The sequence below is a fragment of the Prauserella oleivorans genome (assembly GCF_042685745.1).
GTDB lineage: Bacteria > Actinomycetota > Actinomycetes > Mycobacteriales > Pseudonocardiaceae > Prauserella_A > Prauserella_A oleivorans.
The window spans coordinates 2,649,820-2,667,751 of record NZ_JBHUNT010000001.1; the positions used below are offsets into that span (position 1 = coordinate 2,649,820).

18 protein-coding genes are annotated in these 17,932 nt (G+C 70.9%); 5 read left to right on the forward strand and 13 right to left on the reverse strand.

Annotated features, from left to right (window positions below; all coding sequences use genetic code 11):
* Position 1: 1 nt before the first annotated feature.
* Positions 2-1,510 (forward strand): glutamate synthase subunit beta, encoded by a 1,509-nt coding sequence (locus ACFSZT_RS13085; RefSeq protein WP_377394107.1) that lies wholly within the window; start codon positions 2-4, stop codon positions 1,508-1,510.
* A 60-nt stretch (positions 1,511-1,570) separates the two neighbouring features.
* Here the strand turns inward: ACFSZT_RS13085 and ACFSZT_RS13090 are convergent, their stop codons facing one another.
* The 6 genes from ACFSZT_RS13090 to ACFSZT_RS13115 all read right to left on the reverse strand — a co-directional run bounded on the left by ACFSZT_RS13090 (position 1,571) and on the right by ACFSZT_RS13115 (position 5,173).
* The gene (locus ACFSZT_RS13090) at positions 1,571-2,209 is read right to left on the reverse strand and encodes a hypothetical protein (RefSeq protein ID WP_377394105.1); all 639 of its coding nucleotides are present in this window, start codon (positions 2,207-2,209) and stop codon (positions 1,571-1,573) included.
* Positions 2,210-2,213: 4 nt separating this feature from the next.
* On the reverse strand, positions 2,214-2,516 hold the full coding sequence (locus tag ACFSZT_RS13095) for a hypothetical protein (RefSeq protein WP_377394103.1): 303 nt from the start codon (positions 2,514-2,516) through the stop codon (positions 2,214-2,216).
* A gap of 69 nt (positions 2,517-2,585) precedes the next feature.
* The gene (locus ACFSZT_RS13100; RefSeq protein WP_377394101.1) at positions 2,586-2,897 is read right to left on the reverse strand and encodes a hypothetical protein; all 312 of its coding nucleotides are present in this window, start codon (positions 2,895-2,897) and stop codon (positions 2,586-2,588) included.
* A 1-nt stretch (position 2,898) separates the two neighbouring features.
* Entirely contained in the window at positions 2,899-3,546 is a 648-nt protein-coding gene (locus tag ACFSZT_RS13105; protein WP_377394099.1) for a hypothetical protein, read from the reverse strand.
* Between the two features lie 14 nt (positions 3,547-3,560).
* Positions 3,561-4,772, reverse strand: a complete 1,212-nt coding sequence (locus ACFSZT_RS13110) for a hypothetical protein (protein WP_377394097.1) — start codon at positions 4,770-4,772, stop codon at positions 3,561-3,563.
* Positions 4,773-4,849: 77 nt separating this feature from the next.
* Positions 4,850-5,173, reverse strand: coding sequence for a WXG100 family type VII secretion target (locus ACFSZT_RS13115; RefSeq protein ID WP_377394095.1), 324 nt, complete (start codon positions 5,171-5,173; stop codon positions 4,850-4,852).
* A gap of 153 nt (positions 5,174-5,326) precedes the next feature.
* Between ACFSZT_RS13115 and ACFSZT_RS13120 the strand changes: the two genes are divergently transcribed.
* Both ACFSZT_RS13120 and ACFSZT_RS13125 read left to right on the forward strand, forming a co-directional pair.
* Entirely contained in the window at positions 5,327-6,304 is a 978-nt protein-coding gene (locus ACFSZT_RS13120; RefSeq protein ID WP_377394093.1) for a trypsin-like serine peptidase, read from the forward strand.
* A gap of 189 nt (positions 6,305-6,493) precedes the next feature.
* Positions 6,494-7,885, forward strand: a complete 1,392-nt coding sequence (locus ACFSZT_RS13125; RefSeq protein ID WP_377394091.1) for a class II 3-deoxy-7-phosphoheptulonate synthase — start codon at positions 6,494-6,496, stop codon at positions 7,883-7,885.
* 55 nt (positions 7,886-7,940) lie between these two features.
* On the opposite strand, the gene ACFSZT_RS13130 is transcribed toward ACFSZT_RS13125, so the two are convergent.
* A complete protein-coding gene (locus ACFSZT_RS13130) occupies positions 7,941-9,260 on the reverse strand; it encodes a wax ester/triacylglycerol synthase family O-acyltransferase (RefSeq protein ID WP_377394089.1) in 1,320 nt (439 codons plus the stop codon).
* 287 nt (positions 9,261-9,547) lie between these two features.
* Positions 9,548-11,500 carry a Stk1 family PASTA domain-containing Ser/Thr kinase gene (locus ACFSZT_RS13135; RefSeq protein WP_377394087.1) on the reverse strand — a complete coding sequence of 651 codons (1,953 nt, stop codon included), beginning with the start codon at positions 11,498-11,500 and terminating at the stop codon, positions 9,548-9,550.
* A 109-nt stretch (positions 11,501-11,609) separates the two neighbouring features.
* Between ACFSZT_RS13135 and ACFSZT_RS13140 the strand changes: the two genes are divergently transcribed.
* Positions 11,610-11,978 (forward strand): Rv2175c family DNA-binding protein, encoded by a 369-nt coding sequence (locus ACFSZT_RS13140; protein ID WP_377394085.1) that lies wholly within the window; start codon positions 11,610-11,612, stop codon positions 11,976-11,978.
* Here the strand turns inward: ACFSZT_RS13140 and ACFSZT_RS13145 are convergent.
* Entirely contained in the window at positions 11,947-13,140 is a 1,194-nt protein-coding gene (locus tag ACFSZT_RS13145) for an MFS transporter (protein ID WP_377394083.1), read from the reverse strand. The genes ACFSZT_RS13140 and ACFSZT_RS13145 overlap by 32 nt on opposite strands.
* A gap of 23 nt (positions 13,141-13,163) precedes the next feature.
* Between ACFSZT_RS13145 and ACFSZT_RS13150 the strand changes: the two genes are divergently transcribed.
* Positions 13,164-13,685, forward strand: a complete 522-nt coding sequence (locus ACFSZT_RS13150) for a CGNR zinc finger domain-containing protein (protein ID WP_377394081.1) — start codon at positions 13,164-13,166, stop codon at positions 13,683-13,685.
* On the opposite strand, the gene ACFSZT_RS13155 is transcribed toward ACFSZT_RS13150, so the two are convergent.
* From ACFSZT_RS13155 to ACFSZT_RS13170, 4 genes are read right to left on the reverse strand one after another with little or no spacing between them, the layout of a single operon-like run.
* On the reverse strand, positions 13,682-14,467 hold the full coding sequence (locus tag ACFSZT_RS13155) for an LLM class F420-dependent oxidoreductase (protein WP_377394079.1): 786 nt from the start codon (positions 14,465-14,467) through the stop codon (positions 13,682-13,684). The two genes, ACFSZT_RS13150 and ACFSZT_RS13155, sit on opposite strands and share 4 nt — an antisense overlap.
* Complete coding sequence (locus ACFSZT_RS13160) at positions 14,464-15,336, reverse strand: phytoene/squalene synthase family protein (RefSeq protein ID WP_377394077.1); 873 nt, start codon at positions 15,334-15,336, stop codon at positions 14,464-14,466. The genes ACFSZT_RS13155 and ACFSZT_RS13160 overlap by 4 nt, the downstream gene beginning before the upstream one ends.
* Positions 15,333-16,808: a phytoene desaturase family protein gene (gene crtI / locus ACFSZT_RS13165; protein WP_377394075.1), complete on the reverse strand. Its 1,476-nt coding sequence runs from the start codon at positions 16,806-16,808 to the stop codon at positions 15,333-15,335. The genes ACFSZT_RS13160 and crtI overlap by 4 nt, the downstream gene beginning before the upstream one ends.
* Positions 16,808-17,899, reverse strand: a complete 1,092-nt coding sequence (locus ACFSZT_RS13170; RefSeq protein WP_377394074.1) for a polyprenyl synthetase family protein — start codon at positions 17,897-17,899, stop codon at positions 16,808-16,810. Before ACFSZT_RS13170 ends, crtI begins: the two co-directional genes overlap by 1 nt.
* Positions 17,900-17,932: the final 33 nt, after the last annotated feature.

Genomic DNA, 17,932 nt, shown 5'->3' on the forward strand with positions numbered 1-17,932 from the left:
CGTGGCTGACCCGACGGGTTTCATGAAGTACGAGCGCTCCGAGCCGCCCAAGCGGCCCAAGTCCGAGCGTGTACACGACTGGCACGAGGTCTACGCCGATCAGGGCCAGGAGCAGCGCAACGAGGCGGTGCGCACGCAGGCGACGCGTTGCATGGACTGCGGTATCCCGTTCTGCCACTCGGGCAGCGCGGGCTGCCCGCTGGGCAACCTGATCCCGGAGTGGAACGACCTCGTCCGCCGCGGTGACTGGGAAGAGGCGAGCGAGCGGCTGCACGCGACCAACAACTTCCCGGAGTTCACCGGCAAGTTGTGCCCCGCGCCGTGTGAGGCCGGGTGCACGTTGTCGATCTCGCCACTGTCCGGCGGCCCGGTGACCATCAAGCGCATCGAGGAGACGATCTCGGCGCAGGCGTGGGAGTCGGGCTACGTGCAGCCGGCGATGGCGGCGGAGTCCACGGGCAGGCAGGTTGCCGTGGTCGGTTCGGGTCCGGCGGGGCTCGCCGCCGCCCAGCAGCTGACGCGCGCCGGCCACGACGTGACCGTCTTCGAGCGGGACGACCGGCTCGGCGGCCTGCTGCGGTACGGCATCCCCGAGTTCAAGATGGAGAAGAAGGTCCTCGACCGCAGGCTCGCGCAGCTGCGCAAGGAGGGCACGAAGTTCGTCACCGGCTGCGAGGTCGGTGTCGACATTACTGTCGAGGAACTTCGGGAGCGCTACGACGCCGTGGTGCTCGCGGTGGGCGCCTTGCGTGGCCGCGACGACCGGACGACTCCGGGCCGTGACCTCGGCGGGATCCACCTGGCCATGGAGCACCTCGTGCCCGCCAACCGGCAGTGCGAGGGCGACGGCCCGCCGGAGGTCGATGCCAAGGGCAAGCACGTCGTCATCATCGGCGGCGGCGACACCGGCGCGGACTGCTACGGCACCGCGATCCGGCAGGGTGCTGTGTCGGTGACGCAGCTCGACCAGTACCCCCAGCCGCCGACCACGCGTGACGACGAGCGCTCGCCGTGGCCGACGTGGCCGTACATCCTGCGTACCTACCCGGTGCACGAGGAGTTCGGTGAGCGGAAGTTCGCGGTGGCGGTGAAGCGGTTCCTCGGTGACGAGGACGGCAACGTGCGCGCGATCGAACTGCACACGGTGCGGGTGGAGAAGGATCCGGAGACGGGCCGTCGTGAGGTTGTGCCGACCAGCGATCACGTCGAGGAGCTTCCCGCCGACCTCGTGCTGTACGCGATCGGTTTCGAGGGCGTCGAGCACATGCGGCTGATCGACGACCTCGGTCTGAGGTTGAGCAAGCGCGGCACGATCTCGTGCGGCCCGGACTGGCAGACCGAGGCCCCCGGCGTGTTCGTCTGCGGTGACGCCCACCGTGGCGCGTCGCTGGTGGTGTGGGCGATCGCGGAGGGCCGCTCGGTGGCGGCCGCCGTCGACGCCTACCTCACCGGTGCCTCTGACCTGCCGAGTCCGGTGCACCCGACGGCGCTGCCGCTCGCGGTCGTCTGATGACTCAGGGCGGGCGGTGAGGGAGTCTGTCCCTTGCCGCCCGCCCTGCCACGACCTCGGTCACTGTCCACTCCGGAACACCGCTTGCACCACGTGTTCGTACGCCTGCTTGTACGGTGCGAGCGCGGCTTTTCTGGCGCGGTGCCGGCGAGTGAGGCCAATGCTGCCGACGACTGTGGCAAGCGCGAGCAGTGACCAGAGTCCAATGAGGACGATCGCGGTCGTTCCGCCGTCGGCGAGTTGTCGCCCGGTCAGGGATGCGACCGCGAGCAGGAGGAGCCCGGGCAGCGTGGCCAACGCGGCCCAGCGGTTGCAACTCTTGCTGTCCGCACGGTACCTCGATGCCGCGTCGTTGAATGCCTTCTGGGACAAGGCATTCACGCCGAATCGGCGTTCCGCCTCTGCGGCCGCTTCGTGCGCGGCGGAGTAGCGGCGCAGCTCCTCCAGGCCTGGTCCCTTGAGGAAGTAGTAGTCGTTGCGGGGTACCGTCGCGCTGCCCTGGCGGGAGAGGACGAACTGAGTCTTGCCGAGATCGCGCTCCGGGCCTCGGTACGTCCACCCGTGCGCCTCGGCGAGCCGGCGAAGCTCCTTCCATGTGGACGGGTGGAAGTCGCTGATGTCGATCCGTGCGGTGCCACTGATGTCGGGGGTGAGCTCGGCGAGCCGGGCGAGGAACCGGGATTGATCGGGCGTGGTCACGATGTCACTCCTGGCCGGGGAGTCGTCGTTGGAAGGTCAGGTGATGGCCGTCCCTGCCGGTGTAGCGGTAGCCTGCCGACTCCGCCAATTCCCGTGCGTCCTCGGGCGTGATGCCGGACAACAAGCCTCTGTGGACATACGTCGCGCCGGTTACGGTCTCGTTGTGCCGGATCTTCGCCAGAACTCGGCGCTTCCGTACCTCCAGCGGGGTGCGCTTCCGTATGATGGCGTCGTAGACGAGAGCGGCCATTGCCGCGGCACTTACTGTCGCACCCAGTCCGGCCACGATCCACAAGGCTAGTGTCATGTCACCCATTAAGCCGGCGATCATACTGGTAGGCGAGTTCGATCATTCCGAAGTCTGTCCATGTTGTCACTACTGGAATTTCGACAGTCGGCGCTGGAAGTTCAGGCGGCGATCGTTGCGCCCGGAGTAGCCGGTCCACTCGTAGCCGATTTCGCGGGCTAGTTCGCGGACCTTGTCGTCGTCGACGCCGATGAGGTGGCCCGAGAGAATCGACGTCGCGCCGCTGGACGTTTCGGATTCGCGCAATTTCTGCCTCACCTGCTCATATCGCTGTTCCATTTGTGTTCGCAGCTGCCCGATGACGCCGATCCCCGCTACCACCAGGACCGCGACGACGAGGAGCGCGACCAAGCCGCCGACAATGTAAAGTGCGATGTCCACGTCACCCGTCCAGTACGTTGCTGATGGATGAGCCGCCGGTGTCGGCCCAGCGTATCGATGTGCAGATTTCGGCCATGATTCTCACGTATTCGTCCCAATCCCGCAGGCATTCCGTGCTGATGGTGAAGAATGCCAACTGTCCTCGGTCCACGAGCGGAAAGATCAACTGCAGTTGCCGGACGTGATGAGTGACGCCGGTGTGTCGGCCCAGTAGATCGGTGAGGGTCTGGAAGCGGTTGTCCTCCATGACGGCGAGGCAGCGTCCGATCGGCAGGTCGACAAGCTGGGTGTGGGCTCGTGGTCGTTCGGAACGGAGAGCGTCCGTGATCGTTTCGAGTGGCCTGCCTCCGCGGGCGGCCGAGTCGTGAACCATCACCGTGAACTGCGCGGTCGTCGCTGTTGTCGGATTCCGGTCCGATCGACCGAGGAAGGTCGCCGCGTAGATCACGCCCTCGGTGAGCATGCGCTCAACCGCGTACTGATTCGCGAGAAGCAGGTGGAGCCGTTCGGCCTCCGACACGTTTGGCGCGGCGCTTGCGAGCTGATTATGCAGCCGTTTCATCCGGGTTTCGAAATCGGCAGAGAGGTCGATCGGGGTGAACTTGGCAGGAAGACCGAACCTGAGTGGAAACGTCATCGCGGTGGCCACTGGCCACACTCGAATCAGTTCACGGCCCTGGCGAAGTCCGCCAGCGAACGACCGAGGTTGCCGATACCGGACCTGGCGTCACTCCATTGGCCGACGCTGCCACCGGCGGCGGCTGCGCCGGCGAAGTATCCGGTGCCGTCCTTGATCGCCTTGCTCGTCTCGTTGCCGACGACGAGGTCGCCCAGAACGGGGGCCTGCACGCCGAGGTTGACGGTGTTCTGTGTTGCCACGGCGATTGTCTCGGCATTTCCGCCGATCATCTCGGCTGTCTTCCTTCCGACCCAATCGAACATCTTGGCGGGCTCGGCCACCTTGCCGACTTCGTCGAGAAATACGCGCCCGCCGGCAGCGGCGGCCGAGCCGATGCCTTCCACCGACTGCAGTGAGGCAGTTGCCATCGATCCTCCCTTGGCCACCGCTCCGACGCCGGGGAGCACGCCAAGCACATCCGTGCCCAGACCGACCCGCGCGGTCGGATCGTCCCACTTGCCTTCCTTGACCATCTCGCCACCATGCGCCAGCAAGGCGACTCCGCCGGCCGCGATCGCTATAGGTCCGGTGAAGGGCGCCAGTCCGGGAATGAACGACAGCGCGCCGGCGACCGCCGAAATCATCCCCGCCACGTCGCCGATCTTGCCGAGGTTGTTCATCACCCAGTCGCCGGCATCGGCGAAGGCGTCACCGATGGATTCGAGAAGGCCCTTGTCCGGGGCCAGTTCCGCGGCGCGGTTCAGCGCATCGGCGCAGGCGCGGGCGTCGTCCTCCCACGTCTCCTTCAGTTGCTCGGCCTGCCTGCGGATCTCGTCGACCCGCGCCCACGCCTCACCGGCCGCCCGGTTGGCCTGTGCGGCGGCGGCTTTCTGCTGCACCTCCCGCTGCGCGGCACTCACCGACGCAGGGCTGCCGTCGTGCATGACCGGTGTGTTGGCGGAGGCGTTGGCGTGTTGGGCGGCCGCATCGGCCTGCTCGGCCGCGTCGATGGCTTGGCGGGCTTGCTCCTCCAGTTCGCGGGCGCGCTTCTGGTGTGCCTCGAGCCGGTCGCCCCAGGTGTTCAGCGCCTTGCCCGCGTCACGCAGGGACGTGTGTGCGCTGTCGACGTAGCCGGGCAGCTCACCGAGCCGTTCGGCGAACGCTCTGGACGCCTCACCAGTCCAGACGTCCTTCTTGCTCTCGATGGACCTGAGGACCTCGTGCGCCTCGCGGGCGTACGTGGCGGTGTCGGACATCTGTTTCGCCAGGTTGCGGACGGTGCCGACGTTGCCGCGTGCCGGATCGAAGCCGAGAGCCGGGTAGTTCGCAGCACTCACGACTTGGCGACTCCCGCCGCCTCGAGGTCACCCGCCATCTTCGCCAGGCTGTCCTGGAGGGCAGCCTCGGCCTCGGCGTAGGCGGTCTTCGCCTTGTCGAGCCCTTCCCGGATCTCGCTCACGGCGTCGCGCAGCTTCTCCAAGCCCTCCTCCCAGTCCGACCGGAAGTCCGCGCACGCCTCGTCGAGCGTTTCGGGCCCGATCGAATCGGGTCCGGCGTCCTCGAGACGTTTCGTCGCGTTCTCGATGTTCTCGACCGTGCGATCGAGGTTCTTCCCCAGCGCGTCCAGTCCACCGATGTCCACGGTGAAATCCGGCAACAGTCCCTCCCTGACGTAGAGCGACGGACACCTTACGGATCACGGCCGCCGTCGCCAGTACGGGTTGTACACCGATTGGGCCGACTGGCGGTACACGCGCGGCTCCGGACGGTGCAACCTCGGCACGGTCGGGGTCCGGCGGAAGGAGTCGCGATGAGGCGAGGAATGTTCCGCATGACGGTGATGCTGGCGGCGAGCGTGGCCGCGGCCTCGGTCGTGACGCCCGCGGTGGCCGAGCCCGCGGACGTCGTGGTGCACGTCGCGGATGGTGGCGAGCGCCCGACGGACCACTGGACGCCGGACCGGATGCGTGCCGCGACGCCCTTGGACGACCTCCTCGCCGTGCCCGGCAACCCCGACGGCGAGGCCACCCGCGGCATGCCCGAGGTGATCCCGCCGGTGCGTGGCCGGACCGGCAAGTCGACAGGAGAGCCGTGGACCGGCGGCGGCGAGGTGACCACGACCGCCGGGCGGGTGTTCTTCACTTTCGCCGGGTCGCCGGCCTCGTGCAGCGGCAACGCGGTGACCAGCGAGAACCGCAGCGTCGTCATCACAGCGGGGCACTGCGTGAAGTACGAGGGCAGCTGGCACACCGACTGGATCTTCGTGCCCGGCTACCACGACGGCCGGGCGCCCTACGGAGAGTGGCCCGCGACCCGGACCCTCACGACGCGGGAGTGGGACGAGCGGGAGGACCTCGACTTCGACGTCGGCGCCGCGGTGGTGGAGCCGGTGCAGGGCCGCGCGCTCACCGACGTCGTCGGCGGGCAGGGCATCGCGTTCAACGGTGAGCGCAACGAGCACATGTACGCCTTCGGCTACCCGGCGGCGGCGCCCTACGACGGCAGCGAGCTTGTCTACTGCAGCGGTCCGACGTTCACCGACGTGCTCGAGACGCGCGACCACGGCATGCGGTGCGACATGACCGGCGGCTCCAGCGGCGGCCCGTGGTTCCGGAACTTCGACGAGCGCGCCGGGCTCGGGGTGCAGGCGTCGGTGAACAGCTTCGGCTACACGTTCCTGCCCGGCCACATGTTCGGCCCGTACTTCGGCACCGAGGTCCAGCAACTCCACGAGCACGCGGAGAACACCGTCCCGGAGTCTCCTGTGGACGTCGGCGCACGAGGGTGACGCCGCGGCGGCGTGGCTCCCGGCCGGGCTCGCCCCGCGGGGGACCGGGCTTGCCGGCCGGCCCGGCGAGATGCACCTCACGTCGGACCCGTCCAGGCGCCGCTGAGGCGACGGCCGACCTGCCGACCGCGTGGGCGGGCAAGCTCGGGCCGTGACCGGGGCAACTGCACGCGTTCGTATGCTGGGGTTGTGAACTGGACTGTTGACGTCCCCATCGACGCCCTGCCCTCGCTGCCTCCGCTGCCCGCCGAGCTGCGCGAACGGCTCGACGACGCGCTCTCGCGGCCTGCCGCCCAGCAGCCGGAGTGGCCGGACACCGACACCGTCGCCCGGGTGCGCACCGTGCTGGAGAGCGTTCCGCCCATCACCGTGCCCGCCGAGATCGACCGGCTGCGGCAGCGGCTGGCGATGGTCGCCCGGGGCGAGGCGTTCCTGCTCCAGGGCGGCGACTGCGCGGAGACGTTCGAGTCCAACACCGAGCCGCACATCCGCGCCAACCTGCGCACGTTGCTGCAGATGGCCGTCGTGCTCACCTACGGCGCCAGCCTTCCCGTGGTGAAGGTGGGCCGCATCGCCGGGCAGTACGCCAAACCGCGGTCCAACTCCACCGACGCGCTGGGCCTGCCGGTGTACCGGGGCGACATCGTCAATTCCCTGGCGGCCGAGCCGGAGCTGCGGGTGCCCGACCCGGGCCGTATGATCCGCGCCTACGCCAACTCGGGCGCCGCGATGAACCTCATGCGCGCCCTCACCGGCGCCGGCATGGCCGATCTCGCGCAGGTGCACGACTGGAACAAGGACTTCGTGCGCACCTCGCCGGCCGGCGAGCGGTACGAGGCCCTCGCGTCGGAGATCGACCGGGGCCTGCGGTTCATGTCGGCGTGCGGCGTCAACGACAGTTCGCTGCACTCCACCGAGATCTTCGCCAGCCACGAGGCGCTGCTGCTCGACTACGAGCGCGCCATGCTCCGCCTCGACCACCCGGGGTCGCCCGACGCGCGGCTGTACAACCTGTCATCGCACTTCCTCTGGATCGGCGAGCGCACCCGCCAGTTGGACGGCGCGCACATCGCGTTCGCCGAGCTGCTCGCCAACCCGATCGGCCTCAAGATCGGCCCGACGACCACGCCCGAGCAGGCCGTGGAGTACGTCGAGCGGCTCGACCCGCGCAACGAGCCCGGCAGGCTCACTCTGATCTCTCGCATGGGCAACGGCAAGGTCCGCGAGGTCCTGCCCGCCATCGTCGAGAAGGTCGAGAGCTCGGGTCACAAGGTCATCTGGCAGTGCGACCCGATGCACGGCAACACGCACGAGTCGTCCAACGGCTACAAGACGCGGCACTTCGACCGGATCGTCGACGAGGTGCAGGGCTTCTTCGAAGTCCACCACCGGCTGGGCAGCTATCCCGGCGGCATCCACGTCGAGCTGACCGGCGAGGATGTCACCGAATGCCTCGGCGGTGCCCAGGACATCTCCGACCTGGACCTGTCCGGGCGGTACGAGACGGCGTGCGACCCCCGGCTCAACACGCAGCAGTCGCTGGAGCTGGCCTTCCTCGTCGCCGAGATGCTGCGCTCGTAACCGCACCCGGTCTGGGATTTGCTTCGGCGCCGGCGCCGCCGTTTCTGAGACTGGCCTAGCCGCACGCCTGGTACAGGGTGGCCATCGACTTGGTCACGGCGTCGGCCAGCGAGCCGACGTCGGGCACGGCGCGGCCGTTGGCCTGCAGCCCGACGTGCACGCCGTCGCGGTAGGACGACACGGCGATGCCCACCGACTGGTGCGGCGCCAGCGGCACGAACGGATACACCTCGCGCAGCCGTGCGCCGTCCAGCGACAACGGGATCCCGGGCAACGGCACGTTGGTGACGACGGTGTCGAACAGCAGCGGTGCCGCATGTCCTGCGACCTTCGTCGCGAGCCGGTGCACGCCGGACGGCAACCGGTTGGCGAGCAGTGGCAGCGCGCCGGCGCCGCGGGACGGTCCTGCCTGCTTGTTGCGCTCCATGGCCCGGCGGACGATCCGCAGCCGTTCGAGCGGATCGTCGACCTCCACCGGCAGGTTGCACAGGTAGCCGGACAGCGCGTTGCCGTCCGCCTTCCCGGAGTCGCGTCCACGCAGGCTCACCGGGACGAGCGCACGGAGCGACCGCGCGTCGGCCCGCTGCCCGCGGTTGATCATCCACTCGCGCAGCGCACCCGCCAGCACGGCGAGCACGACGTCGTTCGTGGTGCCGCCCTGAGCCGTGCGGACCGCCCGGATGTCGGCCACGTCGAGCCGGACGAGCCCGAGCTTGCGGCTGGTCGAATTGAGGGTCGCGGTGGGAGAGAGCGGATACGGGCGGGCGGAGCGCACGATCGCGCTCGCGATGCCGGCCGACTGGGCGGCCTGCCCGATCACCGCGCCCGCGCTGTGGCGGAACAGGTCGAGCGGCGAGCGCGGTTCCGGCTCGGCTGTCCGCTTGCCACGCTGGGTGGGCAGCGCGATGTCGTCGAGCAGTCCGAAGGCGATCTCGACGGCGCGGGCTCCGTCGGCCAACGCGTGGTGGAACTTCACCAGCAGCGCGAACTCACCGCCCGGCAGGCCGGTGACGAGCTGGACATTCCACAGTGGAGCGGCGGTGTCGAGCGGTTCGGCGATCCAGTGGGCCGCGAACGCGGCGAGCGGGTCCGGGTCGTACAGGTCGTAGAGCTTGCTCACGCCGATGTGCCGGGCGGCGTCGAAGGACGGATCCTCTTCCCAGCGGGCGCCGCTGAGCGGAGTCCAGCCGGTCCGCACCCGCTTGCGCAGCTGCGGAATTCGTGCGGCGCGTTCGGCCAGCAGCGTGACGAGCCGCGCGGTGTCGAGGTCGCGGCGCGGGCCGAAGGTGGCCACCGCGCCCATGTGCATGGGTGTGCTGTCGCCTTCCAGGCACAGGAAGGCCATGTCGAGTGCGCTGAGCCGCTCCGCGGCCATAGGCAGTCTCCCGAGGTGCAGTTCGTCGATTCGCCCTTTTCGAGTGCACCAGATGTGCATGACACCGACGTGGTCGCCGTGTTACCGCCCCGCTAACCGGCTGCTTCCGTTACGGAACCCCTGCGGTGCAAGCAACCGAGTCATCGGCGCGTTCTCGTGCGGGCTTGAGGGTTTCGCGGTTCGCCCGCGTGGAAAAGAGGCGACAGCGCCGCGATCAAGGCCGTTCTTCCCTTGACATGAAAACAATTCAACAATGCCGCGACAGCGCCGCGGAAATGGTGCGGCGGTCAGGGCAGGGTCGTCAGCGTGACCGTCGTGCCCCTCGGCACCCGGCTGCCCGGCGCGGGGTCCTGGCCGACCACGAAGCTGAATCGGCCACGTCCGCTGTCACCGCCCGCCGACAAACCGGCCTCCGCCAGGATCTGCTGTGCCGCCCTCGCCGAGCGGCCCAGCACCGACGGCACCTCGACCGCGTTCGACACGTACACGCCTACGCGGTTGCCCGCCTCGATCGTCGCGCCGCCACCCGGTTCGGTCCGGACCACGTGCCCGGCCGCGACATCGGCGGAGAACTCCTCGCCCGCGTCGTACGGCTCGAAGCCGGCCGCCCGCAGTGCCTGGAACGCCTGGTCCCTCGGCATGCCCTGCACCTGGGGAACGGGGGTCGGCGGCGGACCTTTCGAGACGACGATCGTCACGGCGTCGCCGATGTTGGCCTGGCTGCCCGGCTGTGGTGACACGGTGACCACCGCACCCTGGGGAACCTCGGCGCTGAACTGGTCCGCACCGGGGTCGCGCCGGGGTTCCAGCTGCACCGCCCGGATCGCTCGTTCCGCCTGTTCGACGGACGTGCCCGGCTGGATGTCCGGCACCACCGGCCTGCCCAGCGACAGGACCACGGTGACCTGGTCGCCGCGCAAGGCGCGGGACCCGGATTCCGGATCGCTCCGGACGACCGTTCCGCTGGGCACCGTGTTGTGCCGCTCCTCCGTGAACGCGGGAGCGAGCTCGGCCTGGCGCAGCGTCTGCTCGGCCCGGGCGCGGTCCATGCCCGCGACGTCCGGGACGGCCACCCAGCGGCCGCCCGCGAACCACCACACGCCCGCACCGACGCCGCCCACCACCAGCAGGCCGACCAGCACCCACAGGGTGACCAGCAGCCCCCGGCGCCGCTGTGCGGGCTCCGGCGGGGTCGCCGGGGGCTCCGGTGGCTGGGGGCCGCGGGGCAGCGCCTGCGTGCCGCGGGGACCGCCGGCCGGCGCGTGCACGGTGACGGCCTGGAACGCGGGGACGGTCCGCTCGGCGTCGGGAATGTCGGCGCCGGAGGCCGGCTGACGCGGCACCGGCACCGGGACCGGCTGGATGCCGAGCCGGGAACGCACCTGCCGGAGCTCGGCGAGGAACGCGTTCGCGTCGGCGGGCCGGGACTCGGCGTCCCGGCGCGTGGCGCGCAGGACGAGGTCGTCGAGCGCAGCGGGCAGGTCGGAGCGCGTCGCGCTCGGAGCCGGCACGTCGTCGTTCACGTGCCGGTACGCCACCGAGAGCGCGGTGTCGGCGGTGTAGGGCACGTGCCCGGTGAGCATCTCGTACAGCAGAATGCCCGCCGAGTACACGTCGCCGCGTTCGCTCGCCGAGCCCGTGGTGACCTGCTCCGGGGAGAGGTAGGCCACGGTGCCCAGGATCACGCTGTTGCTCGTGGTGCCGGCGCTGGCGACGGCGCGGACGAGCCCGAAGTCGCCGACCTTCACCACGCCGCCCGAGGACGCACCACCGCGGCCGATGAGCACGTTCTCCGGTTTGACGTCGCGGTGCACCAGGCCGGCCGAGTGCGCGGCACCGAGCGCCGAGAGCACCTGTTCGGCGATGGTCAGCGCGAGCGGCACGTCGAGCGCGCCGCGCTGGTCGAGGAGATCACGCAGGGTGCCGCCGTCGACGAGTTCCATGACGAGGAACGCGCGCCGCTCCTCGGGCCCGGCCGAGGTGTCGAAGCCCTGGTCGTGCACGGCGACCACGTGCGGGTGGTGCAGCTTGGCGGCCGAGCGCGCCTCGCGTTCGAAGCGGTCGACGAACGCGCGGTCGTCGGCGAACCGGGAGTCCATGATCTTGATGGCGACCGGCCGGTCGAGCCGGGTGTCCAGGCCGCGGTAGACGGCCGACATCCCGCCCCTGGCCAGTAGCCCGTCGACGCGGTATCGCCGGTCGAGCAGCGCGCCTGAGAGGCTCGCGTCCGTCCGTGTCACAGCGCTGGATCCTACGGACGGCGGCGTTGGCTCCACCTACGGTGTCCCTCCGTTACGCCATTAGTTTGGTCCTGCTCCGGACGCCGTCGCATATGGCAAGGTAGTAGATGTGAGTGCGATCCCTATCGCTGACGACGTGCTCGGTGCCGACGTAGCCGTACTCCCGTTGTCGGAGGTGGCAAGGGTACTCGGGGTGTCGCTGAACAAAGTGCGGCAGATGTTGCGGGACGGCCAGCTGATCGCCGTCCGCAGGGACGGCGAGCTGGTCGTCCCGGCCGACTTCCTCGGCAAGGACCGGGTCATCAAGGGGTTGCCCGGCACGATCACCGTGTTGTCGGATGCCGGTTTCACCCCGACGGAGATGCTGCGGTGGCTGTTCTCCGAGGACGATTCGCTACCCGGCGTCACGCCCATCAACGCGTTGCGGACCAGCCATGGCACGGAGGTCAAGCGGCGCGCGCAGGCGATGGCGTTCTGATCCGGATCGCCAGGTAGGTCGCCGCGGCGGCCAGCTGCACTCCCGCTCCCGCGAGCAGACACGTGCGCGGCGACTGGGCCGCCAGCGGGCCCGCGAGTGCGGTGCCGGCAGCGAGCCCGGTGATCTTCAAGCTGGCCCCGGTGGTGAAGATCCGTGCGCGCAGCCGCTCGGGTGCTTCGCGGTGGCGGACGGCGAACAACGCCGTCAACTGCGACCCGTCGCCGAGCCCGGCGACCATGACGGCCACGACGACCAGCGCCGCGCTGGGCGCGAACGCCGCGCCGAGCGTGCCCGTGCCGAGCAGCAACGTGCTCGTGAGCACGATCGTGTCCGGGCGCGCCGGCTCCCGTCTCCTCGCCAGCACGGCGTTGGCCAGCAGCGCGGTCGCCGCGAATGCGGCCAACAGCAGTCCGCCGTGGCCGGCCTCGCCGAGCAGCCGTTCGCCGAGCAGCGGGCACGCCACGGTGAGCATGCCCACGCCCGCGGAGGAGAAGACCGATGCCGCCGTGGACCGCAGGAGCGGCCGGTTCGCGACCGTGGCCGTGAGCCCGGCGAGCGGGCCGTACCGCTGCCCGGCCGGTGCCGGCGGGCGTCCCGGCAGTGACCACGCCACCGGGACGGCCAGCGCGACCAGACCGATCGCCACGGCCAGTGCCGCGGGAGCGCCCATCCCGGCTGCCACGACCCCGGCCAGCGCGGGCCCGGCGAGGCTCGCCGCGCCGAACGTTGCCGCGTCCAGGCTGTTCGCTTTCGCGAAGGCCGCGGCGGGAACGAGGTGTGGCAGCTGGGCGGACCAGCCTCCGGACAGTGCGGGGTTCAGCAGTCCGGTGAGCGCGGCCACGCCGACCACGAGCGGCGTCGGCGCCTGCCCGGTCCCCGCGAGGACCGCGCCGAGGCCGGCCGCGTAGCCGCCGAGTGCGACCGCGAGCCACCGGCCGGGCCGCCGGCTGCGGTCGACGATCGCGCCGAGCAGCGGACCGCCGGCCGCGGCGGAGATCGTCAGGCCGGTGAGCAGGGCGGAGGCGGCCTCAACGGAACCGGTCGCGGCAAGTCCCAGGACGAGCAGGGCAGGAGTGGACATCTCGTCGCCCGTCCGTGCGCTCGCGGCTCCGGCCAGGTAGCGAGTCAACGCCCGCCTGCCGGTCATGTAACGGCTTGCCACCCGTGAGACGTTACAGTGTGGGCATGCCACCCTTCGACGTCGTCACCCGGGCGGCCGATCTGCTCGACGTGCTGCTGCGCGAGTCACCGACCGTGGCCGAGGTGTCGGCGGTCCTGGTCGACCACGGTGAGCGCGAACCACTCGGGCTCACGGAGCAGGACGTCGCGGCGATGCGTGCGGTCGCACCCGAACTGCGGGAGGTCTTCGCCGCGACCACCACGGACCAGGCGGCGGAGCGAATCAACGCACTCCTGGCGCGCTACGCGCACCCGCCGCGGCTCACCGCGCACGGCGGTTCGCACCCGTGGCACCTGCACGCCGACCGCGATGACGACGGTCCGTGGGCGGAGTGGCTGATGTCCTCGACGTGCCTGGCCATGGCGTTCGCACTCGCCGAGCGGCAGCGGCCGCCGGGTGGGGTGTGTGCCTCGGCGGCGTGCGGGCGGCCGTTCGCCGACCTCGGAGGAGGCAGCCCGCGCCGGTACTGCTCGGCGCGGTGCGCGACCCGGGAACGCGTGGCCGCGCACCGCCGACGCGGCCGTTAGCCGTTCTGGGCGTCGCGCCAGGCGATCCACTTCCGCAACTGGCTCAGGTCGTAGTCGGGGCCACCGACCCCGACGGTGAAGGTCGTGATGCCGAGGTCCAGCAGCTTCGGGCCGGATTCCGCGGGGTCACCCTGCACGCCCACCGACCGCTCGATCTCCGCCGGGTCACGTCCGACGTCGGCGCAGTGCTGGTCGAGGATCTTCAGCTTGCGCGAGGCCACCTCCACGTCGCCGAAGCCGTGCCAGATGTCGGCGTGCTTCGCGACCAGGCGCAGCGTCTTCTTCTCGCCACCACCACCGATCAGCACCGGGATCTTGCGCGTCGGCGCGGGGTTGAGCTTGGCGAGCCGGTTCTCGATCCGGGGCAGCGCCTCGCCGAGATCGGCGATCCGGCTGCCCGCGGTGCCGAAGTCGTAGCCGTACTCGACGTAGTCCTTCTCGAACCAGCCCGCGCCGATGCCCAGGATCAACCTGCCGCCGCTGATGTGGTCGACGGTGCGGGCCATGTCGGCGAGGAGATCGGGATTGCGGTAGCTGTTGCAGGTCACCAGCGCGCCGATCTCCACCCGCGAGGTCGACTCCGCCCACGCGCCGAGCATCGTCCAGCACTCGAAGTGCTTGCCCTCGGGTTCGCCGGAGAGCGGGTAGAAGTGGTCCCAGTTGAAGACGATGTCGGCGCCGAGCTCCTCCGCTTCCGACGCCGTGCGCCGGATGGCGGCGTAGTCGGCGTGCTGGGGTTGCAACTGCAGTCCGATCCGGACGGGCCTGGTGGCTTCTGTCATGGGTGCAGCCTAGCCAGGAAAGCCCTGCCCGAAACGGCGAACCGGCGAACCTTGCCGACGGCGACCCGCCGGTGCAGCACCGCGTAGTCGGCCGCGACGATCTCGTCGAGAATGGCGCGGTACAGCGTGAAGGCCGTCCGCACGCACGGCCGGGAATCCTTGCGCAGCAACGCGATGCCCGGTTCCGCCCGCCGGTAGACCGCGCGATTGCGGGCCACGAGTGCCGCCAGCGCCCGGCGGATCCGCCGGTCCGTTCCGCCCGTGGCGACGGACCACTCCAGCAGCTCTCGGTCGACGCCGAAGGCGGCCAGTTCGTCGGCGGGCAGGTACACGCGGCCGCGGCGCAGGTCCTCGCCGACGTCGCGGAGGAAGTTCGTCAGCTGGAACGCCTCGCCCAGCGCCGCCGCGTACGGCGTGGCCTCCTCCCGGGGCGCCACGGTCCCCAGCACCGGCAGCATCTGCAAGCCGATCACGCACGCCGAGCCGTACATGTACTCGCGCAACCGGGCATACGTCGGGTAGTCGCGCACGTGGAGGTCCATCCGCATCGAGTGCAGGAACGCGTCGAACAGCTCGCGGGGCAGGTCGTGGCGTCGCACCGTGTCGGCGAAGGCCGCCAGCACCGGATCGGCGGGCCGCCGCCCGGCGAAGACGTCGTCGAGCAGCCGGGAGTACTCCGCGAGCGCCGCGGCCGGGTCCGAGCCCGGGCGCGGGTTGTCCACGGCGTCGTCGACACAGCGGGCGAAGCCGTACAGGGCGTGGGTCGCCGGGCGCGCGCGGGCAGGCAGCAACAGCGTGGCGAGGTAGTAGGTGCGGCCGTGCCGGGCGGTGATTCGTCTGCAGAGGTCGTAGGCGGCGCGCAGGCTCATCGCCCGGTGATCCTCGCGGCCGCCAGCCGCCCGGAGATCAGCACGGGCGGTATCCCCACCCCCGGTGTCGTCCCGCACCCCGCGAGCACCACGTTGGCCGCGCCGCGGACCAGGTTCGCCGGCCGGAACGGTCCGGTCTGGGCGAACGTGTGCGCCAGCGAGAACGGGGTGCCCGCGGCGTGACCGAGTTCGGCCCAGTCCTGCGGTGTGACGAGCCTGCGGACCCGGAACTCGCCCGCGAACCCGGTCAACCCGCGGCCGGCCAGGGTGCGGAGCAGCTCGTCGCGGTAGGCGGGGCCGATCCGTGCCCAGTCCAGCGGGCCCGTGTGCAGGTTCGGTGCGGGCGCCAGGACGGAGAGCACCTGCCTGCCCGCGGGCGCGAGGCCCGGGTCCGTCGCCGTCGGGCGGGTCACGAGCAGCGACGGGTCGCTCATCAGCCGCCCCTCGTGGATGATCTCGGAGAAGGTGCCGTGCCAGCGCTCGCCGAAGAAAATCGTGTGGTGGTCGAGCTGGTCCCAGCTGCGTGCGCTGTCGCCGTAGAGGACCACGGCCGAGGGCGAGAAACGCAACCGCAGCGGACGCCGCGGCCGGATGCCCAGCAGCTGGTAGGCGGTGGTCAGTTCGGTCGCGAGCACCACGGCGTCACACTCGATCCGCTCGCCCTGGCTCGTGCGCACCGCCCGCACCCGCTCGCCGACGCGCTCCAGCCACGCCGCCTGCGTACCGAACCGCGCCGACGCGCCCGCCTGCTCGGCGGCGTCGGCCATCGCCCGGGCGATCCCGCCCATCCCGCCGAGCGGGTAGTAGACGCCGCCGACCGTGTCCATGAACGAGATGACGCCGTAGGCGCCGAGCGCCCGCTGCGGGTCCAGCCCGGCGTAGAGCGACTGGAACGAGAACAACCTGCGTACCCGGTCGTCGGAGAGGAACCGCGCGATCCTCGGCCCGAGCCTGCCGAACCCGCCCAGGGCCGCCAGCTTGGCCAGCTCCGGCCGCACGAGGTCCAGCGGGGAGTCGAAGTTGCCGCCGATGAAGTGGTCCTTCTGCACGGCGTAGAGGTCGGTGAGCCACTGGCGCAGCCGCCGGTAGCCGAGCGCCTCCGCCGGGCCCGCCGCCGCCCGGATCTCGGCCTCCATCGCCTCGGCGTCGGTGTGCACGGCCAGGGTGCTGCCGTCGGCGAAGTGCGCCCGGTAGGCGGGATCGAGCGGGACGAGGGTCAGCCGCTCCGCCGTCTTCTGCCCCACGGCGGCGAACGCCTCGTCGAGCAACTCCGGCATGGTGAGCACGCTGGCTCCGGTGTCCACGGTGTAGCCGTCGGCGAACTCGGTCCCGACCCGGCCGCCCGGCCGCGGATCCCGCTCGAGCAGCGTCACCTGCCTGCCCGCGCCGAGCAGGTGCAGGGTGGCGGACAGGCCGGCCAGGCCCGCGCCCACCACCACGACCCGATCGGTCGCACCGGAAACCGTCCGCATCAGTGAGTCCTCTGGGTCGCCTTGATCGCCAGCTCGGTGAGCCGCTTCGGTGCCGGGTCGGCGAGGTCGGCGGTGGTCAGGGAATCCAGCGCCGACGCGGTGAGTGTCTCGATGCGCCGCTCCACCTCGGCCACGGCGCCGAGGTCGGTGAGGACGTCCCGCACCCGCTCGACGTCGTTCCCGGTCAGGTCGGGGTTACCCACGGCGGCGGTGATGATGTCCGCGTCGTGCCCTCGGTTCCGCTCGGCGGCGAACCGCAGGCCGAGGGCCAGCAGCAGGGTGCGCTTGCCCTCGCGGAGGTCGTCGCCCGCGGGCTTGCCGGTGACCGACGGGTCGCCGAACACGCCGAGCAGGTCGTCGCGCAGCTGGAACGCCACCCCGAGGTCGCGGCCGAACGCCAGCAGCGACTCGATCAACTCCGTGCTCGCCCCCGCGAGCGCCGCGCCGAGGTGCAGCGGCCGCTGGACGGTGTAGGCGGCCGTCTTGAGCCGGTCGATCCGCAGCGCGGCCTCCACGGAGGCGTCCCCGGTCGCCTGGGTGTGGACGTCGAGGTACTGCCCGGCCAGGACCTCCGTGCGCATGGCCCGCCACGCCGGCCGGCCCGCCCGCAGCACGGCGGGCGGCAACGGAGCCTCGGAGAACATGTCGTCGGCCCACGCGAGCGCCAGGTCACCGATGAGCACGGCGGCGGCGAGCCCGAACGCGTCGGCCGAGCCCAGCCAGCCGTGCTCGGCGTGCCTGCCCGCGAACGCCACGTGCACGGTCGGTGACCCGCGGCGGGAGTCGGAGGAGTCGAGCACGTCGTCGTGGATGAGCGCGCAGGCCTGGATCAGCTCCAGGCTCGCCACCGCCCGCAGCACCCCGGGGGCGTGGTCGCCTGCCGGGTCGCCGCCCGCGCCGCGCCAGGCCCACCACGCGAACGTCGGCCGCATCCGCTTGCCGCCGCCCAGCACGAAATCGCACAGGGCGGCGGTGGCGGGCTCGAACGCCGGTTCGGTGTGCCCGATCGACTCGCTCGCCTCCCGCAGGAACTCGGCGAGGACGGTGTTGACATGGGCAGCCAGGTCGGCGTCGTAGTCGGGCTCGCTCATGCCTCCATCGTTCCAGGTCGGTATGTCGTCAGT

Coding starts and splice junctions, on each gene's coding strand:
- ACFSZT_RS13095 (WP_377394103.1), bottom strand. CDS start 2,516: ATGACACTAGCCTTGTGGATCGTGGCCGGACTGGGTGCGACAGTAAGT.
- ACFSZT_RS13110 (WP_377394097.1), bottom strand. CDS start 4,772: ATGTCCGACACCGCCACGTACGCCCGCGAGGCGCACGAGGTCCTCAGG.
- ACFSZT_RS13120 (WP_377394093.1), top strand. CDS start 5,327: ATGAGGCGAGGAATGTTCCGCATGACGGTGATGCTGGCGGCGAGCGTG.
- ACFSZT_RS13130 (WP_377394089.1), bottom strand. CDS start 9,260: ATGGCCGCGGAGCGGCTCAGCGCACTCGACATGGCCTTCCTGTGCCTG.
- ACFSZT_RS13150 (WP_377394081.1), top strand. CDS start 13,164: ATGCCACCCTTCGACGTCGTCACCCGGGCGGCCGATCTGCTCGACGTG.
- ACFSZT_RS13155 (WP_377394079.1), bottom strand. CDS start 14,467: ATGACAGAAGCCACCAGGCCCGTCCGGATCGGACTGCAGTTGCAACCC.
- ACFSZT_RS13160 (WP_377394077.1), bottom strand. CDS start 15,336: ATGAGCCTGCGCGCCGCCTACGACCTCTGCAGACGAATCACCGCCCGG.
- crtI (WP_377394075.1), bottom strand. CDS start 16,808: ATGCGGACGGTTTCCGGTGCGACCGATCGGGTCGTGGTGGTGGGCGCG.
- ACFSZT_RS13170 (WP_377394074.1), bottom strand. CDS start 17,899: ATGAGCGAGCCCGACTACGACGCCGACCTGGCTGCCCATGTCAACACC.